The following is a 20,240-nucleotide window of genomic DNA, read 5'->3' on the forward strand; positions in this document are numbered from 1 at the left end:
CTTTTCTCCTGAAAACAAGACAAATGATAATCATTTCTTTGAAAGTATCCGCTCATGAACAAACGCGCTTTATTTGTCGCCCTCGCCCTCCTGCCCCTTTTTGCCCAAGCCGAAATCAAAACTATCAAAGACGTATTGGGACGCGAAGTCAAAGTCGATGTCCCTGTTAAACGCGCGGTTTTGGCGTTTTACTATCCCGACTATATCGCGGTAACGGGCGCGGACAAATTTAAAAACGTCATCGGCATTTCGCGTGAGTTTTGGGAGAAATTCAATCCCGGCAGCTGGGCGATGTTCAAACAGAAGCTGCCTACGCTGCAAAACATTGCGGACATCGGCAACATCAACACCGGCACGTTTTCACTGGAGAAAACGCTCGCGCTCAAGCCGGACGTATTGATTCTGGCCGACTGGCAGTATAAGGCCGTCGCCACCCACCTGCCGCGCATTAAAGCGGCAGGCATACCCGTCGTCGTGGTCGATTTCAACGCCGAAACCGTCGCGCGGCACACGCGCAGTGCGGAAATTTTCGGCGAACTCAACGGTACGCAGGCGCGCGCCCAAAAAATTGCCGCCGAATACGCCCGAGGCATTGCCGATATCCAAAAACGCGTCGCGCGCGCCAAGCAGTCCAAACCGAAAATCTATATCGAGTTCGGCGATAAAGGCCCGTCCGAATACAGCTACACCTTCGGCAAAGATATGTGGGGCGCGATTGCCGACACAGTAGGCGGCAACAATATCGCCGCGCCTTACGTTAAAAACTGGGGACCGATAAACCCTGAAAAATTCCTGACGGCCAAACCCGACGTCATCGTCATTTCGGGGACGGAAAACGGCCATAAAGACAAGCCTGGCATTATGGCGATGGGCATAGGCATCAGCCAGGCCGATGCGCAACGCCGCCTGGCCGGATTTGTCAAACGCAAAGGCTGGGCGGACATTCCTGCCGTCAAAAACAAACGCGTTTACGGCATCTACCACACCGCCTCCCGCTCGCTCACCGATTTGGCCAGCGCGCAATTTATCGCCAAAACCCTGTATCCGCAGCAGTTTGCCGACATAGACCCAAACAAGACCTATCTGGACTTCTACCGCAAATACCTGCCCGTCGTGCCGGACGGTACGTTTTACATCCGATTGAAATAGCGGCTGCAAAAATCATAGGCTCAGGCCGTCTGAAGATTCAGACGGCCTTTTGTATGGCTTGCCCAAGGCTCAACTGCTTATCCAATTCCAAACCGCATCGCTCCATTTGCCGATGCGGTAGAGGAAGAGTGCGTAGCTTTCTTGAAGCAGGAATTTGTTTTTTTCCTTGCTTTGGTCGAACCGCGTGGTCGGCGTGGCGGAGATGTAGGCTTCGATGTCGAGGTCGGAGGCGATTTCGAGGGCGCGGGCGAGGTGGTAGGGGTCGCTGACGATGATGATGCTTCCGATGCCCTCGGCGCGCAGTATCGGGCGGATGTTGCGGATGTTTTCGTAGGTGTTGCGCGAGGTGTTTTCAAAGAGGATGTTGTGCGCGGGTATGCCTTGTTTGAGGGCGTAGCGCCGACCGACTTCGGCTTCGGTCATGTAGCCTTTTTTGGGTGTTCCGCCGGTAAAAACGATTTTTTCGACGCGGTGGCTTTGGTAGAGGGTGATGGCGTGGTTGATGCGTTCGCGGAAGATGGGCGAAGGCCGTTTGTCCCACGCGGCGGCGCCGAGCACGAGGGCGGCATCGGCGCGGACATGACCGGGCAGGGGCTGCGAGCCGGTGTGGTACACCTGCCATGCGCCCTCGCCGAATATGCCGAGTACCAGCAGGATACTCAGGCCTATGCCGCGAAAGAGGTAGTAGCGCAAGCCGTTGCGGCTGCGGAACAGGGAAATCATGTAGGGACGGCCTTCCCGCGCTTCAGTCCAACAGGGCTTCGATGTTTTCGAGCGGTCTGCCGATGGCGGCTTTGTCCTGTGTGGTCAGGATGGGGCGTTCGAGCAGGGCAGGGTGGGCGGCGATGGCTTCGAGCAGGGCTTGGTTGTCGAGGTCGGGCTTGTCCAAACCGAGTTCTTTGTATAAGTCGTCTTTGACGCGCATCATGCCGCGCACGGATTCCAAGTCCAGCTTGGCAAAGATGTCTTGCAGTGTCGCCAAATCCGGCGGAGTGTCGAGGTATTTGACGACTTCGGCTTTGATGCCGCGCGCTTCGAGCAGGTCGAAAGCGGCGCGCGATTTGCTGCAACGCGGATTATGGTAGAGCGTGAATTCAGACGACATAGAGTTCTCCGATGTTTATAGATTTTGCTGATGGGCTTTATAGTGGATTAACTTTAAATCAGGACAAGGCGAGGCAACGCCGTACTGGTTTAAAGTTAATCCACTATATTATCGGCTGCATTGGAGATTTCCTCAACTTATCACCCAATAATCGTCATTTTTTACCGCTAAAATCCAACATCTTCATTTTCTCCATAGACAGCACGCTGAAAGGGGTTACAATGCCATCATCTGATTGATGCAAAGGATGGAACTTATGAAAAAATTATTGCTTGCCTCTGTTTTGATGACTGCCGCCCTGTCTGCCCCTGCGTTTCCCGCCGACCCGCTGGCAGGCTGGAACGACAACAAGCCGCAAAGCCTGCAATCGCTCAAAGCCCCCGTGCGCGTGGTGAACCTGTGGGCGACTTGGTGCGGGCCGTGCCGTAAGGAAATGCCCGCCATGTCCGCTTGGTATAAAGCGCAGAAAAAAGGCAGCGTCGATATGGTCGGTATTGCGTTGGATACTTCCGACAACATCGGCAAATTCCTGAAACAAACCCCCGTCAGCTATCATGTTTGGCGTTATACCGGCGCGGACAGCCGCAATTTCATGAAGTCTTACGGCAACAACGTCGGCGTATTGCCGTTCACTGTTGTCGAAGCCCCGAAATGCGGCCACAAACAAACCATCACCGGCGAAGTCAACGAAAAAAGCCTGACCGCCGCCGTCAATGCGGCTAAAGAAAAATGTAAATAATTCGGACTGAAACCGAATTCAGGAAATAAAAAAGGTCGTCTGAAAACCATGAATCTTGGTTTTCAGACGACCTTTTCATATTTTGAGGTTTACACGCCCTGTTTCAGGCTGGCTTCGATGAAGCCGTCCAAATCGCCGTCCAATACGGCTTTGGTGTTGCCGACTTCGTAGCCCGTGCGCAAGTCTTTGATGCGAGAGGAGTCCAAAACGTACGAACGGATTTGGCTGCCCCAACCCACATCGGACTTGCCTTCTTCCAACGCCTGTTTCTCTTCGTTGCGTTTGCGCATTTCCAATTCATACAGTTTGGATTTCAACATTTCCATCGCGGCGGCTTTGTTGGCGTGTTGCGAACGGTCGTTTTGACACTGCACCACAATCCCCGTCGGTTCGTGTGTAATACGCACGGCGGAGTCGGTTTTGTTGATGTGCTGACCGCCCGCACCCGATGCGCGATAGGTGTCGATACGCAAATCGGCGGGGTTGATTTCGATTTCGATGGAATCGTCAATTTCGGGATAGACGAACACAGAGGCAAACGAGGTGTGGCGTTTGTTGTTCGAGTCAAACGGCGAGTAGCGCACCAGGCGGTGAACGCCGGTTTCGGTGCGCAAGAGGCCATAGGCGTATTCGCCTTCCAGACGGATGGTGGCGCGGTTGATGCCTGCGATTTCGCCGTCGTCTTCTTCAAGGATTTCGATTTTGAAGCCTTTGCGCTCGGCGTAGCGGCTGTACATGCGGAACAGCATGCCCGCCCAGTCTTCCGCTTCCGTACCGCCCGCGCCTGCGGTGATGTCGATAAAACAGTTGTTCGGGTCGGCGGGTTGGTTGAACATCCGCTTGAATTCCAAATCCGCCATCTGTTTTTCCAGTCCTGCCACGTCTTCCTGCACGGCGGCGAAACCTTCTTCGTCGTTTTCTTCAACAGCCATTTCAATCAACATTCGGTTATCTTCGATGCCCGTCGCAATGTTGTCGAGCGTCAACACGATGCCTTCGAGGATTTTGCGCTCTTTGCCGATTTCTTGGGCGCGTTTCGGGTCGTTCCACAGCTCAGGGTCTTCGGAAAGGCCGATGACTTCTTCCAATCGGTCTTTCTTGCCCTGATAGTCCATATAGACGCGGATGTCTTCGCTGCGCTTTTCCAAATCGTTCAGGGTGTTGTTGAGCTGGTTGATTACTTCGGCTTCCATGATTCTTGTGTGCTTTCAAAATTTTAGGGGCGTATTGTAAGGGATTTGCGGGCTTTTTTCTATGATAAAGGTCGTCTGAAAACCTGAATCTCAAGTTTTCAGACGACCTTTGCGTTCGCACCATCCGCCAGCCATGTGGCGGATTCATATCCGGTCTGACCGGATTATTTATTCAGACGCTGCCATTGTGCGGGCGTGTAGGTTCGGGTAGTGGTTTTCTCGTTGCCACGACGGTCGGTTCGGGTTTCAGTTACCACGAATTTGTCCTCGTCGGAGGTATCGACTGAACGGGAGTAGAACGGCACCAGACTATACTCATCGTGGTTGTAACGGTAGCGTTCTTCGATGCGGGTGCAGCAGTCGACTTCATTCGTCACAATCAGGGCTTTTTGTTTGTTGTCGACGCGGAACATCCCCATGTAATTCTTGGTCAATTCAGTCAGTGAATAACTTTGGCTAAAATCACCATACTCGCCTTGCTCGTAGATGTCGTATGTAGGAGAGTTTTTAGGGCCTTTATTGCCGGTTGCAACGGCAATATCCTTGCGTCCGTCAAAGGTGAAGTCTTTCATAATCAAAGGGCTTTTTGCCGCAGAGATTTTGCTGCCTTCGCCGCGTTCAAATATCAGGTCGTCACTCTTAAAAACATTTGTGGTTTCCTTCTTAGGGTGATACAAAAACACTGCGCCTTTGCCGCTGCAATGATTGTCTTTGCAGCCCTCGACAGAAATATGCGCCTGCCAGCCGTCGGGCAAATCAGTCACACGGAAAAATTCTTTTGCCTGAGCGCCAGCAGCAGCGAAAAGAGCAAATAGCATAAGGTATTTTTTCATCATAGTTCCTTTACGTTTAACCCCGACCGGGTAATCAAATCAAATTTATGCAGAAGAGTAACCCTCTTCATATCAGGCAGCAAGGGCAATTAAGCCAAACAGGTATTCTTTCATAATTTTCTTATCCTTGCTTTACAAAATGACAAAAGGTCGTCTGAAAGCAGGAAAGGTGTGCGGATAGGCGGGAAAGCTTCGTGCGTATGATGGCACGATTGGCGGCGTAGCTTATTCGGAAGTATTGCACATGGTATGTGAAGGTCGTCTGAAAATGAGTTTCAGACGACCTTTGGTTTGGTTGAGAAGGGAGTAGTTTAGAAAGGCTGCACACGGATTCCAAGTTTGCGTGATTTGCTGGTGTGTGATGTGCGGCGTTGCCCAATTCGGCAGCCCGCACCCTAAAACCCCGCCCGATCCAATTCTTCCAACAGCGCTGGCCGGCGCGGTTTTTCGCTATATCGTTCCCTGATTTCGTCGGCGAAGTCTTCCATCGCCTGCCGTTGTGCGGAATATTGGCGACGGAGGACTTTTAATTGGTTCAAGAGCTGGCGGTATTGCTTACGGTTGCTTGCTTCGTCGATTTCAGCCGCAAAGATTTTCAGGTAACAAGCTACGATTCGGTCGTGATACGGTTCGGGGAAAGACGGGGCAAAACGTTCCATCATGTACAACGAAAGGTGTTGCTGCAATAGGGCGAGCAGCCGGTCAAATTCCTGTTCATGCTCGAATATTTCAGCTTGCAGCGAATATTGACCCGACAAGCGTGCAAGCAGGCGGTTGAATTCATTTGGCCATTCAGCGGCGGAAAACGTGGCTTTCCACGCTTCATAATGCGGCAATGAAAGGCTGGTGGAAAACGCCAAATCCGCTGCGATTTCGCGTACATTTTTACCGGTTTCCTTCAATACATCAAACAATTGCAGCTTCCATTTGTGCGCTGTGCCGGGGGTTCCCTCAGCTTTGGCAATCTTGATGCCTTCACGCAAGAGGCGTTCCGCTTCTGCCCAGTCTTGTTGACCGACAGCTTGTTCTACCGCGATTTGTCTGAATTGCGGCAGGTGCAGATGTCGTCTGAAATAATCCTGCGCGGCAGCAGTATCGCCTTTCGCCTGCAAAACCTGCCAGCCTTCGAGTGCCCAAAATTCATGTTCCCAACCCGACTTGGTAACAGCCAAACGTTTAGCCACATAATCTTGCCACGCCTGCCATTCGCCGCGCAGCCGCCAGATTCGGGCGCGGATTTGGTAGATTTTATTGCCTGCCTCGGAGAAATCAAAATAGCGGCTGTCGTCCAAACATTTGTCCAAAAAATTAATCAAACGCTTCGGGACGTTTTCCATGACCGCCTCTTCCAGCAGGTCGATTGCCATATACATAGCATCGCCCAACATACCGTCCGAATCGTCCGCCTTTTCAAAAGCATCCTGCAAACGCGGTATCAACAGAGGCAAAGCCTGCTGTAACGCCTCCGTCCCCTCCTGCGCCACATCTTCCAACCAGTTTTGCAGCCTGAAGCCCAAATCGGCGGCTTCGTAGTAATCATAATATCGGGTTCGGGAAAAGATTTTGGAGAGCTGCTGCCGATACGGATTGCCGCCCTTTTTAGACTGTTGCGCGTCAGATTCGTCAGGCTGCCCGTCTGGCGTTTGAGCGCGCACCGCATACCACAACGCCGCCATATGCTTGCACGCCCAGCCATAAGGACAATCGCAGCCCCCGTCCTTAATGTACAAATCACTATCCAGCTTCAGCCATACCGAATAGTTTTCCGAACCGCACACCTCCGCCCGATAACGCCCGGCGGAAGTTTTTTGGACATCGCGAACCTTGCCCTGCTGAAAATACAGCAGACCGCGTTCGGCGATGTGGGGCGGGAACAGGTGGAGCGGATGGATACGGGACATGGTTGGTTTCCAAGAAGTTGTTGAAATATGGGGAGTTTACTGGTTCGGGAGACGTTTGGGGAGAGGGTGGCGGGAATTCTTGTTTGGCGAAGGGGCAAAAGGTCGTCTGAAAATGGGTTTCAGACGACCTTTGGTTTGGCTGGGAAGGAAAGTAGTCTTAGAAAGACTGCGTGCGTACTGCATACAACCTACACACGGAATCTAAGTTTTGGTTTTGCGTGATTTGTAGGTGGTGTGTGCCGAGAAGCATATATGTGGTTGGATGCAGGCTATGATCTACAGTATAAAGTGTGCTATTTAAGTAAAAATGGTTTACAAGGTAATACAGGATTTGTTAGAATTAAATGAGTAAATGAGTAAATGAGTTTATATGGAATTTAATAATTTTAAAAATTGGGTTCAAGCACATAATGGATTAATATTTCAAAAAGATTCATTTGAGCGTATTGAGGAAGCATTTAATTTTTTTGAAGAATATGGAACGATTGAGTTAGATGCTCGAATTTTCAATAGGTTACATCCGAAAAGTAAACAAACTAAATTCGGAATTACATATACCCCTAAAAATATCCGACAGGAAATTATTTATACGATTTTTAAAAAGCTTAAAAAACAAGAAAGAAAAATCATTGATTTGACTTTTTGTGATCCTTGCTCAGGTAGTGGAACTTTTGCTATTGATGTTGCTCTTGAGTTAACTAAGTATGGCATTGATTTATATTTTATTTTTAATAATAATATTTACATTTCTGATAAGGATGAAGTTTCTCTTTTGTTGTCTATGAGTAACATCTATCTATTCTTAAAAAGAAATGATATTAATGTATTTGATATTCGGTTAAATGCCTCTTTAGTGGATTTTTTTATAGATAATAAAAAGTACGATGTATTTATTACGAATCCCCCGTATGTTAAATTACAAAACATTACAATAACTGAAAGGGAATATTTAAAAACTAAATTTAAAGAAGTGTTCTCAGGAGCATTGGGAACTGCCCCTCTATTTCTTTTTCATATGCTAAATAGATTAAATCAAAATGGTTTAGTTGGAGTAATTACACAAAACAATTTTTTTACATCAATAGCTGCAAAAAAAATTAGATATCACATATCTAAACATTTATATCAAATTAATACTTTTGGAAGTAATCATATTTTTGAAGATGTAAGTGCATATACATGTTTATTATTTTTGTCAAAAGAGGAGCAGTTAACTTTTAATTATGTGAAAGACTCAATATTCTGTGAAATGAAAAACGACGTCTTAGATCCTGAAAAATGGAGGCTAGGGACTCCATCGCAATTGTTTTTTTTACGAAAAACGGAGTCCTCTGGTATCCGATTAGGCGATTTATGTGATATTTTTGTTGGAGTTGCAACATTAAAAGATAAGGCATTCACAGTTTTTAATGAAAATGGGCAATGGGTTTCACAATCCCCTTCTGGGCAAAAGTTGATTATTGAGTCAGGAGTTATTAAGCCATTAATAAAAATTTCTGAATTAAATTCAGATGTAGATATAGAAAATAATTCTAGAGGTATTATTTTCCCATATGAGATTGAAGAAAATAAGTTTAGACCATTTACTGAAGAAAAATTTCAAGACATATATCCGCAGACTTATTTAGCATTAAGGTTATGGAAAAATGAATTGAAATTAAGGAGTTCTTTTAAAAAAGGTAGTGTATGGTATGAATGGGGTAGAACCCAGAGTATGAAGTCAATAAAGGATAAATTATTAACGAAAACATTTAATAATTTTCCCCAGTTTATGCTTGATACAACTGATAGTTTGTTCTCTAATGGTTATGCTTTAAAGCCTAAAGGAGTGTCTCTCAGCTTTATTCAGAAAATATTAAATAGTCAGTTTTTTTGGAAATATGCAAAATTAACCTCCTTTGAAATTGAAGGAGGCTACCAATGCTATCAGAAAAATTTTATTGAAAATTTTACAATTCCTGAATCATTAATAGCCTTAGAAGAGGAGGTGATAAATATGAAATATTTATCTAGCACCTTTTTTGATAAACATTATGAATTGCTGTAATGAGGATTGTTTTGAAGATAGCATTCAATTATCCGTGAAGAAAAACCATCAGGTTGAATTAATTCAAATTTGCTACAAATTTCAGCTGGATAGCCGAGGGAGCTCAATTGATTGCTATTTTTAATATAATATCCTGGGTTGTTTAAGTCTAGAATAAGGAGACATGCCGCATCCATCATGTAGTTATTTATGATTCCATCATGACTAGTAGTTGAGTAAAATTGGTTAATAAATTTTTCAATATTTACTTTATTTTTTTCTGTCTGAAATTTATTTTTTTGTGCTGAATTGTTATCAATTTCTTGGAGAGGAATTATATACAACTCAACAAGAGTAGCATTTGGAAGTCTTAAATTAAGATTAACAGCCTCAGCAATGGCTCTTTCCATTAGAGTATCAAAATTTTTGTTAATACTACTCATTTGGCTACGGACACCTACAATAATTGAGCTATTGGAAGCTTGAAATCCAACGCTGTCATCTGATTTCAGTGATTCTATGTATTCTGTTTGGCAAGGTTGATTTAGAAAAACAATATCTTGATCTTTGCCTTTTAACTCTCCGTAGATTTTTAATTCGGGATTTGTTTGTCCTAATGGAGGATAAATTTGCCAGCTTAGGGTGGAGAGATTAGTATAATTGGATATTTCGTCATACAACATTTGTTTTAGTCCATCGTGAAAATATTGTATCAATCTTTGGCTTCGGATTAGTCCCTCCTTAGCTTTCACTCCATTATCATAATTTTTACCTTGGTAAGAAGCAGTAGTGATAGCCTGACGCAATGCGTGTGTAAAATTTGACGTAGCTATTGCAAAAAGATCCATTTTATCTCCTAACAAACTAGATTAAAAAAAAAAAATCTGGTTTAATCATAAACTCATTTGAGTTTATGATTAAACTGACCATGAATACTGAAAAAAGCAAACGTGTAAATTTTGACCTCCCTCCTGACATACATTCAAAATTAAAGGCATATTGTGCTAAGAACGGAATAACTATAAAGGATTTTATAACAGCATATATAAAAGAATTTCTTATGACTGAGGGGAAAAATAAAAATTAAACAGTTATAGTAACCCTTCCCACACCTTCAACAACCGCTTCACCGACACCGGATACGGTGTCTTCAATTCCTGTGCAAACAGCGACACTCTCAATTCTTCAATCATCCATTTAAACGCGGCGAGGTCGTCTGAAACGGGTAGTCCTTGTTTCACCAAGCCGTCGGTTTTTTCCTGCCACATCTGTTCCAGCTCTTGAATATCGGCTTCGCGGGCTGCGTCGCGGGCGGGGTTGCCGCTGTATTTTTCGAGGCGCAGGGTCATGGCTTTGAGGTAGATGGGGAGGCGCGGCCATTGTGCCCACGGGGTGCGGGTGGCGAAGCCGGCGGCGAGCAGGGTTTGCAGGCGTTGGCGCATGAGGTGGGTGAGCGGGTGTTTGCCGAGTTTGCTGTTAAGTTCGGCGTAGGCGGCGGCGGTTTCCTGCAAGTGGCGGCTGAGGGCTTCTTTGACGGCGGGCAGGCGGCTGCGGGCGCGTTTGATTTGTTCTTTGAAGGCTTTTTCGTTGCGCGGCAGCTCGTCTTCGCCGATAAAGGCGCGGTCGCAGACGGCTTGGGTGAGGTCGTCGCGCAGGGTGTCGGCGTTGATGTGTTTGAGCAGCATGGCGGCTTGGGTGAAGCCTTGGATGCCTTTGTTCAGGTCTTTAACTTGTTCTTTTAGTTGTAGTTTCATGAGTTCGATCACGCCTAATCTGTGGGCTTGTTCGGCGGCGGCAGATGTGTCGAACAGGCGCAGGGCGATGCGGCCATCTTTTTCTTTTTGCAGGCCGAGGTAGCCGGTGAGCTGTTGTTTGCCGCGGGCGAATTTGATGGATTCGGGCAGGGTGCCGATGTCCCATGCGGTAACGTTGTCGCGCTCGAATTCTTGGGTGTTGTCGCGGAAGGTGGTGGCGGCGGCTTTGCCAAGTTGTTGTTGGATTTGGATTAAATCGCGCCCCATGGCTAATTCTTGTCCGCCGTCGTCGATGATGCGGAGGTTGAAATAGCAGTGTTCGGGCAGCCTGAATGCGGCCCATTCGTCTTGGTTGATTTGCTCGAGTATGCGGATGTCGCCTGCGGTTTTGGCGATGGCTTGGGCGAGTTGGGGCAGGATGGGGGCGTTGCGGTCGGGGTTTTGGCTTAAAAATTGGGTGATGAATTCGGGCACGGGTACGCAGATTCGGCGGATTTGTTTGGGCAGTGCTTTGATTTGCAACTGGATTTTTTCGCGTATCATACCGGGCACGAGCCATTCGAGGGCGGCGGGGCTGATGCGGTTGAGGACGGTGAGCGGTAGGGTGAGGGTAACGCCGTCGAGCGGGTGGTGCGGCTCGAAGCGGTAGCTGAGTTTGAATTTGCCGTCTGCGGTTTGCCAGTGTTTGGGGAATTGTTCTTCGGTGATGTGCGCGGCGGCGTGCTGCATGAGGTCGTCGCGGCTGAGGAACAGCAGGCGCGGGTTGTCGCGCTCGGCGGTTTTGAGCCAGGCTTGGAAGGTGCGGATGTCGGCGAGGGGTAGGGGTTTCAGACGACCTTTTGGGGGTGCAGGCTGCTTTTTGGGTTTGGGGTCGTCTGAAAGTGTTGAGGTTGCGGCACTCTGTTCCCTCTCCTGTGGGAGAGGGCTTGCTGTGGCTGCGGAAAAGTTAGTTTGGGCGGCAACTGTTTTGCCCTCTCCCCAGCCCTCCCCCACGGGGGAGGGAGTAGTTTGCTGGGAATTTTCAGGTAGCCTTTTTGAGTGCAGGCTGCTTTCGGTATGCAGGTCGTCTGAAACCGCGTCCGCCGTATAAAAATCGGGCAGCCGTTCGTGATAAAACGCGAATAGGGCTTCGTCATCAACCAGCACGTCTTGCTTGCGCGATTTGTGTTCGAGTTCGGTAATTTCCTTAATCAGCTTTTTGTTGTGGACAAAAAAGTCCGCTTTCAAATCGCATTCCTGCGCCACTAGCGCGCTGCGGATAAAGATTTCGCGCGCTTCTTCGGGAGCGATTCTGCCGTAGGACACGGGGCGGCGCGGCAAGACGGTCAGGCCGTAGAGCGTTACCCGTTCGCTGGCGATGACTTCGCCGCGTTTTTGTTCCCAGTGCGGCTCGAAATAGTGGTAGCGGACGAGGTGCGGCGCTTCCTGTTCGATCCATTCGGGTTGGATGGCGGCCACGTCGCGGGCATAAAGTTTTGTCGTTTCAACGAGTTCTGCCGCCATCACCCATTTGGGTTTGGCTTTGAACAGGGCGGAGGCAGGGAAAAGATGGAAGCGGCTGCCGCGCGCGCCGGTGTAGTCGTTGCCGTCGGGCGATTTCATGCCGACGTTGGCGATGAGGCCGGTGAGCAGGGCGCGGTGGATTTGTTCGTAGCCCGCTTCTTTGGCGGCGCGGATTTGGGCGCGGTGTTGTTTCTTATCCAGTTGTTTTTGTTTGAGTTTGGCGGATAAGTCTTGGTCGCCTTGGTTTTCAGACGACGTCAGTTGTTTGACTTCGGGAGGTCGTCTGAAAGCGGCTTCTTTGGTGGTCAAACCCATTTCGATTGCGGTTTGGGCAAGCTGGTGGTGCAGCTCGCGCCACTCACGCATTCGCAGGTGCGACAGGAAATATTGGCGGCACCACTGCACTAACTGCTTGTTGGACAAGCCTTTGTCGCGCTCGCGCTGGAAGCTGTCCCAAATGTTCAGGTAGGCAAGGAAATCAGACTGCTTGTCGGTAAAACGCTCGTGCGCCTTGGCGGCGGCATCGCGCGCTTCCAGCGGCCGCTCGCGCGGGTCTTGAATCGACAGCGCGGACGCGATCACCAATATTTCCGCCATGCAGTCGTGTTTCTTCGCCGCCAACAAAATGCGCGCGATTTTAGGGTCGATGGGCAGGCGCGCCATTTGTTCGCCGAGTTTGGTCAGGCGGTAGCGGGGAGGGGCGACGATATTGCCTGAAACGTTTTGAAGGTCGTCTGAAACGGTTTTATCGTTTGTCGGGTTGTTTCGGTTATGAATGTCCGAGCCTTGTGCTTGATTTTTAGTGTTTTGCATAGTTTTTAGGTCGGGCGTTCATGTCCGACGTGGTCTCAATTTATATTGTTTGTAGGTTTGCGCCGCCTTATTGCGGATAAACATATTCTGCTTTGCCGTTGCGGATGTTCAGGCTGCCGGCATCGCCTGTAATCAGGTTGCCCGTTACCGAGCCTTCGGTGCAGCCTGAAACCTTCATATCGTAGCCCAGCGTGTGAATCAGGAAAGTTGAAAGCTGCTGGTGGAAGGCAATTTCGCAAGGCGCAAAGGCTTGGTTGGCGGATTGCTGCACGGCGGCATCAGGACTGTATAACACCAACGGTACGATGTAGCTGTCGGGATGTACCGTGCCTTGGTTGAAGGTGTCTTGGTGCACATACTGCCCGTGGTCTGAGGTATAGACAAACAACCAGTTGTTTTCAGGCTGTTTTTGCAGCTGCTGGAACACGGTTTGGATCATTTGGTCGGTTTTGTGGATGGTACTGTCGTATTTGTCCACGATATTGGCTTCGCCGAACACCTTATCCTGTTGTTGCAACAGCGCGCCGTATGGGACGTGCGAACCGCGTTGGTGCAACACAATAAAATGCTTGCCCTGCTGCAAATTGGTTTTGTCGAACAGCGGCAGTAGCTTATCGTCGGGCATATTGTCGCCGTTGCGGTAGCCGAGTTGGGTCGGCTGAATCAGATGGTCGATCCACTTTTTGCCGATCAGGTTCAAAATCGCCATCTCGTTTTCCGCCTGCGCGCTGTAAAAATACGTTTCGTAACCCTGCTCTTTGGCGAGGCGGAACATATTGGTATCGCCGCTGCTGATTTGCTCGTAGCCGTTGGCATGCGGTATGGCATTGAAAAAGCTAGGCAGGGACACAGCCGTCATCAAAGCGGCGGAATAGCTTTGTTTCACAATCGGCTTGAATTCGGCTTGCGAAAGCTGGGTCAAAAACGGCGAAGTTTCGCGTCCGTAGCCAAACAGTTTTAAATGCGCCGCGCTTTCGCTTTCGCCCATAATCAGGATGATATTTTGAATACCGCCTTGTCCGGTTTTGCTTGGAGCAGGCTGTTTGAACACAGGAATCTTGCTTAAATCAAATAATTGATATGGCAATACGCGCCCGACAAAATAGCCGAAGCTGAAATAATTGGCTTTGATGCGGCTGTATGTCGGTTTGGGCGAAATGCCGTGTTCTTGCGTCGTACTGAATGAACGTCCAAAAATCAGCAACATCGCCGCAGCGAATAATATATCGGCGGCAAAATGCGTCTTACGGCGGAACTTGGCAAGGCTGCAAAACAACACGACTTCCGCTACACCCCACAACGCAGGCAGCCACAACTTATCCAACATCGACGCGCCTGCGCTGCCGACTTCGGTAATCTCTTTCAGCATCAGCCAATAATTGATGCCCGTCATCCAACTTTGATAAACCGCGTAATGCACATTGTTGGCAATGATGCTGAGCGCGAAAAACAACGCAATCAGCAACCGTGAAGCCTTATAACGCGCAAACAAATACAGCGCAGCAATCACAAATATCAGCGCAAACGTTTCCGCAATTTTTGCCGCCGGCAGACCTTCAATCCCGAATACAAAGCGATAGGTGATTTCGCTGGCAGTAAGTAGAGATGAATACAGAAAGAGAACGAAAAGGGATTTTTTCATAATGGGAAATTTCACAATAAAAGTTGCATGCAGGGTTTTGGGTGCGTGGCAACATTATTCTTTACAGCTATCTGTTTACAGATTGTTTTTCAAGAATGAGGTCGTTTGAAAATGGTTGGTAGAGTTGATTAAGGGCGGTAGGTTGTTTTTGGTTTTGTAGGTTAGACATAAATGCCTGCCCTACTTAATTTTCAGACGACCTCCACAGCCCCCAATTCCAATAACACCTGAAATCCATCATTGATATACCGCGAATCGGGCATTTCTAAAAATGGGAATGCCGCCACGTCGCCGAGTTTCAACGCAGCCATGCGCAGGATGACGGCGGCGAGGTTGCTGCGGACGATTTCGGGATCGGTAAACTCGGTACGGCTGTTAAAATCTTCTTCTGAAAACAGTCGGATACACACGCCTGCGGAGACGCGTCCGCAGCGGCCGGAGCGTTGGCGTGCGGCGGCTTGGGAGATTTTTTCGACATGAAGCTGCTCCACTTTTGCCCGTGCGGAATAGCGTTTGACGCGCGCGAGGCCGGTGTCGATGACGTATTTGATGCCCGGCACGGTGAGCGAGGTTTCGGCGACGTTGGTTGCCAGCACGATGCGGCGTTTTGCGCCTGAGGGGTGGAAGATTTTGTGCTGTTCGGCGTGCGACAGGCGCGCGAACAGGGGCAGGATTTCGTCGTTGCGGCGCAGCGTGGATTTGCGCAGGGCTTCGGCGGCTTCGCGGATTTCGCGTTCGCCCGGCAGGAATATCAAAATATCGCCTTCGCCGTGTCGCGCCAATTCGTCCGCCGCATCGACAATCGCGTCGGTCAGTTCTACTTCCGCGTCGTCTTCGTCTTTGCTGGTCAGCGGGCGGTAGAGGATTTCGACGGGATAGGTGCGTCCGCTCACTTCCAGCACGGGCGCGCCGTTGAAGTGTTGGGAGAAGCGTTCTGCGTCTATGGTTGCCGAGGTGATGATGACTTTCAAATCGGGGCGGCGCGGCAGTAGCTGTTTCAGGTAGCCCAGCAGGAAGTCGATGTTCAGGCTGCGTTCGTGTGCTTCATCGATGATAATCGTGTCGTAGGCGGCGAGGTAGCGGTCGGTCTGGGTTTCCGCCAGCAGGATGCCGTCGGTCATCAGCTTGACGCAGGCATCGCGCGAGGTGTGGTCGGTGAAGCGCACTTTATAGCCGACCGCGCTGCCGATTTCCGATTTCAGCTCTTCGGCAATCCGCTCCGCCACCGAACGCGCAGCCAAACGGCGCGGCTGGGTATGCCCGATCAAGCCTGCCGCCCCGCGCCCGAGTTCCAAACAAATCTTGGGCAACTGCGTGGTTTTGCCCGAACCGGTTTCGCCGCAAATAATCGTTACCTGATTTTCAGCAATGGCTTTTTTGATTTCCTCGAGCTTTTCGTGAACGGGCAGGGTGTTGTCGAACTCGGGTTTGGGCAAGGCGGCCAAACGCTTCAAAAAGATTTCGTGCGACTTTTTGTATTTTTCTTCGACTTTGGACAAACCGCCGTATTTGTTGGGATTTTTGAAGGCGGATTGCAGGAAATGGCGGTCTTTGGAGAGGGTTTGGGAGAAATCGGGATGGGGCATGGTACGGGCGGATATCGGTGAAAATAAGAAAGGTAGTATTATAGCAAACTGGCTTTGCCTAATCGGTATGAGTACTGTGGAGACCGCTATTGCAGGCAGGCTGTATGGTTTAATATAGTGGATTAACTATAAACCAGTACGGCGTTGCCTCGCCTTGCCGTACTATTTGTACTGTCTGCGGCTTCGTCGCCTTGTCCTGATGTACTATCTGCGGCTTCGTCGCCTTGTCCTGATTTAAAGTTAATCCACTATAAAAAGGAATATCTATGAAAAAGATTTTATGTTTGGTTTTGGCGATGAGCATGGGCAGCGTGGCATTTGCCGCGGAGTATCGAACGAAACAGCCCATTGCTTACGATTGGCTGAAAATCAACGGCAACCAGTTCAATATTGAATCTGCCAACGAGCGCGGACATATATGTAGCGCACAAGGCAAGATGGATAAGAATAAGGTTTGGAAAGATGGAGAAGGCTGCCAAATATCGTTCCAATTCAAGGGGGATGAGGTAAAAGTGGATGCCGAAGGCTGCGACAATTATTGCGGCGCAGGCGTATCTTTCTCGTCGGATTATTACAAGTTGCCGCAGGTCTGTTCGCAACCAAGCGTCAAACAGATGGAAAACCGTTTTCAGACGACCTTACGTTCAGGAAAATTCGAACAAGCAGCTGACATCAAGCAAAACTATCTGAAACAGTGCGGCGATTTCCTCAATCCGATTGAAACAGTGACCGCCGCCAACGATGCCGCCGATGTGTACCGTCAGGCAAACAACAAAGCCGCCTGCATTCAAATTTTAGATGCGATGCAGGATCATTATGAGAGCGAATTGTTGGATAAGGACTTGGTGAATAAGATTAATGTGCAGATGGAGCGTGACAAAGCTTTGCGCCAACAATGTAGTTAAACACTGATAAAAAGGTCGTTAGAAGGTCGTCTGAAAGTCAACTTAGACTTTATGACGGCCTTTATTATTGCCGTTGGTCGTAAAAATTGCTCGTTTGGCATATTTATTACAAAGTCATATTGTTTGTACTTAGAATGCGTTCCTGTCTTCCTCAGATAACAATTTTAAGAACAACATTATGAAAAAATATCTTGCTTTGATTTGTGTTGCAGCCTTATCTGCCTGCGGTGGCGGCAGTTCTTCCCCCAGTACGCAATCCACTCCGACACAGACTCCAAAATCTGCCCAAGCCCTGCCCGCGGCAACCGTTGCTTCAGAATTGCCGGTAGCTGCGAAGTCGGAAAAACCAGAATCCGGCAAACAATTTTTCAGCGGAACCAATTCTTCTGATTCCGCAGTGGCATTCAATCATGCCGATTGGAACAAAATCACCATCGAGGGCGTAGAGGTCGATCTTGCAGCCGTACAAGGCGAGAGTTTTAAAAACGGCTGGCGAGACAGCGTCGGCGGTTCCGAGAATAAACGCCTTGCCAATTTTGGCGGCAATTATGTCCTGCACCACAGCACACCCGATGCGGTTGCCGGTATCGTGAAGACCGAATCGCAAAACAATTATGCGTTCTTCAACGGCAATTTTACCCGTGAAGCAGAAATGCCGAAAATCGGACAGGCGGTTTACGACGTATCGACCGTCAGCGTGCGCGGTACTTTGGCGCAGGGATACGGTACAGGTCGCCTGACTGCCGATTTTGAAAGCAAAAAAGTCAGCGGCAGCCTCGGCTATTTCAACAAAACGCTTACCGTTGATGCGGATATCAACGGCAACAGATTTTCTTCCGTCACCCCGACGGCAGAAATACACGGCGGTTTCTTCGGTTCCGCAGCCGCAGAGACAGCCGGTGTTTATCAGGTCGGTAAAATCGTAGGGACGTTTGCCGGTCAAAAACAATAAAAAGTGAAAGTTGCATTTACTTTTTTACAAGGGGTGCAGACATTCAAAATTCCAAGGCTTTCGGTATAAATATCGGATGCGTAGCAACGGTACTGTAATATTGGTCATCTTACGGGCATTGCTGCCAAAGAAGAAAGTATTTAAAAACGAAAAAAGCACAAAATTTTGAATCTTCGAGCCACCCCAAGGGGAAAGGTCGTCTGAAAACGGTTTGGTTATCCGTTTTCAGACGACCTATTTTTATGGTTGGCTCTCGCAAAGGCAATGTTGAAGCATTCGCAAGCAGTTGCAAGGAAAAGAAAGGGCGGTTTTGTCGCGATTCCTCTATATCGGTTACAATCCGTTTTTTCTTCTCAAACCAATATTCCAAAACACAAAATTATGCTGAAAATCATCTCCGCCAACGTCAACGGCATCCGCTCCGCCTACAAAAAAGGATTTTACGAATACATCGCCGCATCAGATGCGGACATTGTCTGCGTGCAGGAACTTAAAGCGCAGGAAGCCGATTTGTCCGACGAAATGAAAAATCCGCACGGGATGCACGGCCATTGGCATTGCGCCGAAAAACGCGGTTACAGCGGCGTAGCGGTGTACAGCAAACGCGCGCCTGACCATGTGCAAATCGGCATGGGCATTGAAGAATTCGACAGGGAAGGGCGGTTTGTGCGCTGCGATTTCGGCAAGTTGTCAGTGATTTCGCTTTATCTGCCCAGCGGCACCAGCGCGCCGGAACGACAGGAATTGAAATACCGCTTTTTGGATGCGTTCTACCCCATGCTTGAAGCCATGAAGGCGGAGGGGCGCGACATCGTCGTCTGCGGAGACTGGAATATCGCCCACCAAAACATCGACCTGAAAAACTGGAAAGGCAATCAGAAAAACTCAGGCTTCCTACCGGAAGAGCGCGAATGGATAGGCAAAGTCATCCATACGCTCGGCTGGACGGATATGTGGCGCACGCTCTATCCCGACAATCCGGGCTACACTTGGTGGAGCAACCGCGGACAGGCGTATGCGAAGGATGTCGGGTGGCGCATCGACTATCAGATGGTTACGCCTGAACTCGCCGCCAAAGCGGTGTCCGCGCATGTTTATAAAGACGAGAAATTTTCCGACCATGCCCCGTTGGTCGTGGAGTACGACTATGCTACCCAATAAAGTTTTCGGCAAATACGATTGGAACATGAACGGTAAAACCGGCATAGGCGCGGCATGGGTGGTCGCCGCGTTTGTATTGCCTATGCTGGTGTGGACGATATTCATGCTGGCGCGGATGTCCGGCTGGGTTGAAATGACCCGCGCAAATCCGCTTTGGGCGGTGGTGTGGCTGCTGTTTTCGCTGCCTTGCCTCCTGATTGCCGCCAAATGTTTCGGCTGGAAAGGCTGGCGGTTGATTGCCAACATCCTGATCTGCCTCGCCACCTGTGCCATCTTAAGTGTCCCCGCCGTGCTCTTGATTACCTTTACGCTCAACGATTTGCTCAAATAGGTCGTCTGAAATGCGAACTTTCGAACTCGAAGACCTGACGCTTTTCTTGATACGCGACGCGGACGAAGCAGAAATGTGGATAGACCGCTGGGCGGTCAGCTATCCCGTCGTCCAAACCGCTGCCGCTTCCGCCAATCAAAGCATCGCCCAATGGCAGGCAAATATTCAAACAGCGTTTGAAGGCATCAGCGGCGAACACATCGCCGTCGTCGCACACGGCGCAGGCGTATCCGCTTTTCTGGCGTGGCTCTACCAAACCGACATCCTGACACAGAAAAAAATCGTCAACATCATCCTTGTGTCGCCGCGTCCAGAAGCCTTCCCCGACGATGAAATACACACCTTCCAGCGCGTCCGTTGCCCCTGCCGCACCGCGCTTGTCATCGCCGAACAAAACGGCACGCTGCGCAACTGGGCGGCAGAACAGGCAAACCTGTGGAACGCCCGCCTCCTCCTGTCGCCACATTCCGGCACGCTCAACGGCGCACTCGGCGGCTGGCAATGGGGCATGAAGCTGATGCAGGAAATGCTGTTGAGTTGAGCAAAACGCTTGTAAGGATAAAGAATAAAAGGTCGTCTGAAACTGGAAATCAGGTTTCAGACGACCTTTTCGCAGGCAAGTATAGTGGATTAACTTTAAATCAGGA

Annotated in this window: 17 protein-coding genes; 8 read left to right on the forward strand and 9 right to left on the reverse strand. The window is 49.3% G+C overall.

The window, feature by feature from the left end; translation table 11 throughout:
- Positions 1-54 precede the first annotated feature (54 nt).
- A complete protein-coding gene (locus HMPREF2572_RS10530) occupies positions 55-1,149 on the forward strand; it encodes an ABC transporter substrate-binding protein (protein ID WP_070498435.1) in 1,095 nt (364 codons plus the stop codon).
- Between the two features lie 69 nt (positions 1,150-1,218).
- On the opposite strand, the gene HMPREF2572_RS10535 is transcribed toward HMPREF2572_RS10530, so the two are convergent.
- Complete coding sequence (locus HMPREF2572_RS10535; protein WP_070498437.1) at positions 1,219-1,872, reverse strand: YdcF family protein; 654 nt, start codon at positions 1,870-1,872, stop codon at positions 1,219-1,221.
- Between the two features lie 22 nt (positions 1,873-1,894).
- Positions 1,895-2,254, reverse strand: a complete 360-nt coding sequence (gene arsC / locus HMPREF2572_RS10540) for an arsenate reductase (glutaredoxin) (protein WP_070498439.1) — start codon at positions 2,252-2,254, stop codon at positions 1,895-1,897.
- Between the two features lie 256 nt (positions 2,255-2,510).
- Here arsC and HMPREF2572_RS10545 point away from each other — a divergent pair, with 256 nt between their 5' ends.
- Positions 2,511-2,993: a TlpA disulfide reductase family protein gene (locus HMPREF2572_RS10545; RefSeq protein WP_070498441.1), complete on the forward strand. Its 483-nt coding sequence runs from the start codon at positions 2,511-2,513 to the stop codon at positions 2,991-2,993.
- Between the two features lie 89 nt (positions 2,994-3,082).
- Here the strand turns inward: HMPREF2572_RS10545 and prfB are convergent, their stop codons facing one another.
- From prfB to HMPREF2572_RS13755, 3 genes are all read right to left on the reverse strand, one after another.
- Positions 3,083-4,186, reverse strand: a complete 1,104-nt coding sequence (gene prfB / locus HMPREF2572_RS10550; protein WP_070498443.1) for a peptide chain release factor 2 — start codon at positions 4,184-4,186, stop codon at positions 3,083-3,085.
- 164 nt (positions 4,187-4,350) lie between these two features.
- Positions 4,351-5,019 (reverse strand): XAC2610-related protein, encoded by a 669-nt coding sequence (locus HMPREF2572_RS10555; RefSeq protein ID WP_070498445.1) that lies wholly within the window; start codon positions 5,017-5,019, stop codon positions 4,351-4,353.
- Positions 5,020-5,414: 395 nt separating this feature from the next.
- Positions 5,415-6,920, reverse strand: coding sequence for an SWIM zinc finger family protein (locus HMPREF2572_RS13755; RefSeq protein WP_083294230.1), 1,506 nt, complete (start codon positions 6,918-6,920; stop codon positions 5,415-5,417).
- Positions 6,921-7,290: 370 nt separating this feature from the next.
- On the opposite strand from HMPREF2572_RS13755, the gene HMPREF2572_RS10565 reads away from it, so the two are divergent.
- Positions 7,291-8,967 (forward strand): HsdM family class I SAM-dependent methyltransferase, encoded by a 1,677-nt coding sequence (locus HMPREF2572_RS10565; protein ID WP_070498447.1) that lies wholly within the window; start codon positions 7,291-7,293, stop codon positions 8,965-8,967.
- Here HMPREF2572_RS10565 and HMPREF2572_RS10570 read toward each other — a convergent pair.
- From HMPREF2572_RS10570 to hrpA, 4 genes are all read right to left on the reverse strand, one after another.
- Entirely contained in the window at positions 8,952-9,794 is an 843-nt protein-coding gene (locus HMPREF2572_RS10570) for a hypothetical protein (RefSeq protein ID WP_070498449.1), read from the reverse strand. The two genes, HMPREF2572_RS10565 and HMPREF2572_RS10570, sit on opposite strands and share 16 nt — an antisense overlap.
- A gap of 243 nt (positions 9,795-10,037) precedes the next feature.
- Positions 10,038-13,016 carry a DUF3418 domain-containing protein gene (locus HMPREF2572_RS10575; RefSeq protein ID WP_070498451.1) on the reverse strand — a complete coding sequence of 993 codons (2,979 nt, stop codon included), beginning with the start codon at positions 13,014-13,016 and terminating at the stop codon, positions 10,038-10,040.
- A 67-nt stretch (positions 13,017-13,083) separates the two neighbouring features.
- Positions 13,084-14,661 (reverse strand): phosphoethanolamine transferase, encoded by a 1,578-nt coding sequence (locus tag HMPREF2572_RS10580; protein WP_210385312.1) that lies wholly within the window; start codon positions 14,659-14,661, stop codon positions 13,084-13,086.
- 188 nt (positions 14,662-14,849) lie between these two features.
- Positions 14,850-16,244 (reverse strand): ATP-dependent RNA helicase HrpA, encoded by a 1,395-nt coding sequence (gene hrpA, locus HMPREF2572_RS10585; RefSeq protein WP_083294233.1) that lies wholly within the window; start codon positions 16,242-16,244, stop codon positions 14,850-14,852.
- A 266-nt stretch (positions 16,245-16,510) separates the two neighbouring features.
- Here hrpA and HMPREF2572_RS10590 point away from each other — a divergent pair, with 266 nt between their 5' ends.
- The 5 genes from HMPREF2572_RS10590 to HMPREF2572_RS10610 all read left to right on the forward strand — a co-directional run bounded on the left by HMPREF2572_RS10590 (position 16,511) and on the right by HMPREF2572_RS10610 (position 20,134).
- Positions 16,511-17,149 (forward strand): acid shock protein, encoded by a 639-nt coding sequence (locus HMPREF2572_RS10590; RefSeq protein ID WP_070498456.1) that lies wholly within the window; start codon positions 16,511-16,513, stop codon positions 17,147-17,149.
- A 178-nt stretch (positions 17,150-17,327) separates the two neighbouring features.
- Positions 17,328-18,101 (forward strand): transferrin-binding protein-like solute binding protein, encoded by a 774-nt coding sequence (locus tag HMPREF2572_RS10595; protein WP_070498458.1) that lies wholly within the window; start codon positions 17,328-17,330, stop codon positions 18,099-18,101.
- A gap of 381 nt (positions 18,102-18,482) precedes the next feature.
- Positions 18,483-19,262, forward strand: a complete 780-nt coding sequence (locus tag HMPREF2572_RS10600) for an exodeoxyribonuclease III (protein ID WP_070498460.1) — start codon at positions 18,483-18,485, stop codon at positions 19,260-19,262.
- The gene (locus tag HMPREF2572_RS10605) at positions 19,249-19,593 is read left to right on the forward strand and encodes a hypothetical protein (protein WP_070498463.1); all 345 of its coding nucleotides are present in this window, start codon (positions 19,249-19,251) and stop codon (positions 19,591-19,593) included. The genes HMPREF2572_RS10600 and HMPREF2572_RS10605 overlap by 14 nt, the downstream gene beginning before the upstream one ends.
- A gap of 10 nt (positions 19,594-19,603) precedes the next feature.
- Positions 19,604-20,134, forward strand: coding sequence for an alpha/beta hydrolase (locus tag HMPREF2572_RS10610; RefSeq protein WP_070498465.1), 531 nt, complete (start codon positions 19,604-19,606; stop codon positions 20,132-20,134).
- Positions 20,135-20,240 lie beyond the last annotated feature (106 nt).

It is taken from the genome of Neisseria sp. HMSC064E01 (assembly GCF_001808875.1).
GTDB lineage: Bacteria > Pseudomonadota > Gammaproteobacteria > Burkholderiales > Neisseriaceae > Neisseria > Neisseria sicca_A.